The organism is uncultured Halopseudomonas sp., from assembly GCF_963977355.1.
Lineage (GTDB): Bacteria > Pseudomonadota > Gammaproteobacteria > Pseudomonadales > Pseudomonadaceae > Halopseudomonas.
Map to the genome: position 1 here is coordinate 1 of NZ_CAXBOV010000056.1, position 3,447 is coordinate 3,447.

Genomic DNA, 3,447 nt, shown 5'->3' on the forward strand with positions numbered 1-3,447 from the left:
AACAGATGGTTAATGCGCTTTTTGGAGGATTTCGTCAGAATCGTTGCCGACCCTCTTCAAAGGCATCAATCCGGCCAAAGCCGAATCCCAGCGTTTTGAAGCCCATCTGCTCCATGGCTAGATTTCCGGTCAGGATAATGAGATCGGCCCAAGACAGGTTTTCACCATATTTCAGTTTGATCGGCTGGAGCAGGCGAATGGACTTATCGATATTGCCATTGTCCTCCCATGAATAGAGCGGGGCAAAACGCTGAAGCCCCTTAGCCGCACCGCCGCGGCCGTCAAATACTCGATAGGATCCGGCTGAGTGCCACGCCATGCGGATCATTTGCGGTCCGTAATTGCCGTAGTCTGCTGGCCAGAAATCCTGGGATGTTGTCAAAAACTCCATAATATCGGCTTTGACGGCTTCGACATCGAGCTTCGCAACAGCCGCAGGGTAGTCAAAATCTTCGCCAAGCGGATTTGCCATCGGTGATTGGCTGTGGAGTAATTCAATCGGAAGTCGCCCGGGCCACCAGTCAGCATTCATGGGTGGTGTTCCAATCGCCCCGCCAAGACGGTCGCTTTCAATGGATTTGTATCCGCCGGCAATTGGGCATTTCGATTGGTTTGTCATAGCATTCTCATTTTTGGGACTAAAAAACCAACCTATCTTCGGAGACTCATTATTACTAGCCCCATGGCCCCCCCCAAGTGTAAGGGCAGTTGTCGCCTGATCGGTTTTAGCCAAATCCAATCCCGGGGACGGTATGAGTCACGCAATGCCGAGTTACCCATCAGAGCGCAAAGAAGCGTTATTGAGAAAGGTGTTACCTCCTCAGAACCTCCTAGTGGCCGAGGTGGCCGAGGTGACCCGGCAGAAAGTATGTCCGGGCAGGCGCTATCGAAACCGCGCAACTCTCAGAAACTGAGCTGAGCGAATACTCAATCGATCCTGGTTTCGTAGACACTTTGACCTTCCGCTTCTGTCCGCTACCTGCCCGTGACCCTAGCCTTTTACTGGTCAGGGGTAGAAGCTCACAAGTGTCTGCCAAATCGCCAGCGATTCAGGTATTGCCTTCCTCACTGTTTCAACCCCGATTCAATACTTTGCTGCACCAGCCAACGGCGCAGTATCTGTATGCCCGGTTCATGGCGGCGGCTGGTTTTCCAGGCGAAGTAGAACTGATCGCCGGTCATGACGTGGTGACAAGGGAGTCTGACAAAATCGGCTGAATCGGCCCGGTTGCTGAGCATGTAATCGTTGGTCAACGCGATGCCCTGGTGGTAGCGGGCGGCCTCGAGGGCCAGGAGCATATGGCTAAAATTCTGCAGTCGGGTGCCTCCTGGCAGGGATTGGCCTGCGGCTTCAAACCAGGCCGTCCAATCGCCACCGGTCTTGTTGTAGATGCTGTGCGTTGAGAGTAGTGGATAGCCCTGCAGTACTGAGGGGCTCAAGGGAGCGGTCTGGTCGAGCTGCAGGTTGGGGTCGATATTCTGTTCACGGCAGATCGTTTGCCAGTATTGCTGGCTGCATACCGGGAACAGGCGCTCCGTGTAGAGCAGTTCGTAGCTGAAAGCCGGGGAGTTGGGCCGCACGGTGATAAAGCAGTCGGCTACTCGATCGGACAATTGCGGATTCTCTCCGCTCATCTCCAGCGACAGATCCAGTTGCGGCCACTGTTTTTGCAGTGCAGGCAGCCTCGGGACCAGCCAGCGGACGGCGAAAGAGCTGAATACCGATAACCGCAGGCTTGCGGTTTCATGCCCGAGGATGTGCTCGCTGGCTCTCTCGACCTGCAGTAGTGCAGTACTTATGGCATCAAAGTACTGACGGCCTTCTTCGGTGAGGGCCAGGTAACGGCCCGTGCGAATGAACAGCGGCTCCCCCAGGTAGGTCTCCAGTTGCTTGATCTGATGGCTGACTGCGCTCTGACCGATCGACAGCTCCTGGGCGGCCATCGAAAAGCTGTTGAGCCGAGCCACGGCTTCAAATACCGGCAAGGCCTTTAGTGGAGGTAGTTTCATGAAATCTTTCAGTATCCAAAAAAATAATATCAGTCAGTTTAATATCATTTCTCCCGATACTCGGCAAACCTTAGACTCCCGACACGTCACATGATTATCCAGAGGTAGGTATGTCAGGTAAAACAGTCAACAGCGCGATCATGCTGTTGATCATCGGGAACGCGCTGGCGCTGATTTCCGATGTATTCATCAAGTTTCTCGAGGAAGGCGCGCCCGTTTTCCAGTACGCATTCATGCGCTGTGTCATCACACTTCTGGTGTTGTTGCCCTTCTGGCGCCAGATCGACACCAGCCAACCTTTTGCCGGCGCGCGGCTGCATTTCATTCGCGGACACGTGCATCTGGTAGGCATCATCTGCATGGTCTACGCGCTGGTCGCCTTGCCGTTGGCTACCGCCAACGCGGTCTTCTATGTCGCGCCGATTCTGGTCATGGTGCTTTCGGTGAGCTTTTTTGGCGAACGTCTGACCAGGCTGAGTCTGGCTGCCGTGATCAGCGGATTTGCTGGCATTATGGTCATATTGCGGCCGGTGGATTTCAGTTGGGCCGCATTGGGCGCGCTGGGTTCAGCCGCTGCACTGGCGATCAACGCCGTTCTGGTGCGCAAGCTGCCCCGTCAGCAATCCACTGTGCACAAGCTTTTTCTGAATTATCTGATGATCATTCCGCTATGCCTGGCACTGGCAATATGGGAAGGCGCTGCATGGAGCAACGCGGTATTCATCAGTGCAGTAGGCTCCTCGTTATTCATCCTGGCCTATAACGTTTGCGTGCTCCTGGCCTACAAGTACGTGGATGCGAACCAGGTGACCAGTGCGGAATATACCGGGCTGATCTGGGCGGTAATCATAGGCTGGGTATTCTTTGCCGAGGTGCCGGATCTCTGGTTTCTGGCAGGCAGTGCGATGATTGTGTTGCCGCTGTTGATGATCGGGCTGCAGCAGCGGCGGGTAAGGCTTCGCGCTACCAATCACGAGTTGGGAGATACCCGCTATCACGCGAGCCCCGCAATGGCGCAAGCACCTGTCGATAACGGCTCGCAGAACCCTGAGCCGCGCACTAGCTGACCAGGCACAAGCAACAAGGCCCGCATTGCGCGGGCCTCTTGTTGGTCGGAAGCGGGTGCCGATGGCAAGGGCCATCGGCGCCTGGCGGGCTGTTGCTGATCAGAACTTGTAGTCGAAACCGACTTCAAATGACCGTTCCGGACCCACGTAGATACCCTGACGCAAGCCGGTGATGTAGCGCTTGTCGGTCAGGTTCTTCACCGCGCCTTCCAGTTGCAGATTGGGTGTGACCTGGTACTGGCTGGTCAGATCAAACACCGTGTACGAGTCCATTTCGCCACCCCAGATACCGCCGGCTGCATCGCTGGGAATGTCTTCCTGATTGGTCGGGTCACCATACTGCGAGCTCTGGTAGTGAGCGAGCAGGGCG

At 55.5% G+C, this 3,447-nt stretch carries 3 protein-coding genes and 2 pseudogenes; 2 read left to right on the forward strand and 3 right to left on the reverse strand.

Annotation, left to right across the window (positions count from 1 at the left end; translation table 11 throughout):
• Positions 1-55 precede the first annotated feature (55 nt).
• A pseudogene (locus tag AAC076_RS17270) lies at positions 56-619 on the reverse strand (peroxidase family protein); the annotation flags it as partial.
• A 145-nt stretch (positions 620-764) separates the two neighbouring features.
• Here AAC076_RS17270 and AAC076_RS17275 point away from each other — a divergent pair.
• Positions 765-927, forward strand: a pseudogene (locus tag AAC076_RS17275) (IS3 family transposase); the annotation flags it as partial.
• A 138-nt stretch (positions 928-1,065) separates the two neighbouring features.
• On the opposite strand, the gene AAC076_RS17280 reads toward AAC076_RS17275, so the two are convergent.
• Positions 1,066-2,010, reverse strand: coding sequence for a LysR substrate-binding domain-containing protein (locus AAC076_RS17280; protein ID WP_339848091.1), 945 nt, complete (start codon positions 2,008-2,010; stop codon positions 1,066-1,068).
• A 110-nt stretch (positions 2,011-2,120) separates the two neighbouring features.
• On the opposite strand from AAC076_RS17280, the gene AAC076_RS17285 reads away from it, so the two are divergent.
• A complete protein-coding gene (locus tag AAC076_RS17285; RefSeq protein WP_339848094.1) occupies positions 2,121-3,077 on the forward strand; it encodes a DMT family transporter in 957 nt (318 codons plus the stop codon).
• A 99-nt stretch (positions 3,078-3,176) separates the two neighbouring features.
• Here the strand turns inward: AAC076_RS17285 and AAC076_RS17290 are convergent.
• The coding region (locus AAC076_RS17290; protein ID WP_339848096.1) for a hypothetical protein at positions 3,177-3,447 on the reverse strand (271 nt) is incomplete at its 5' end.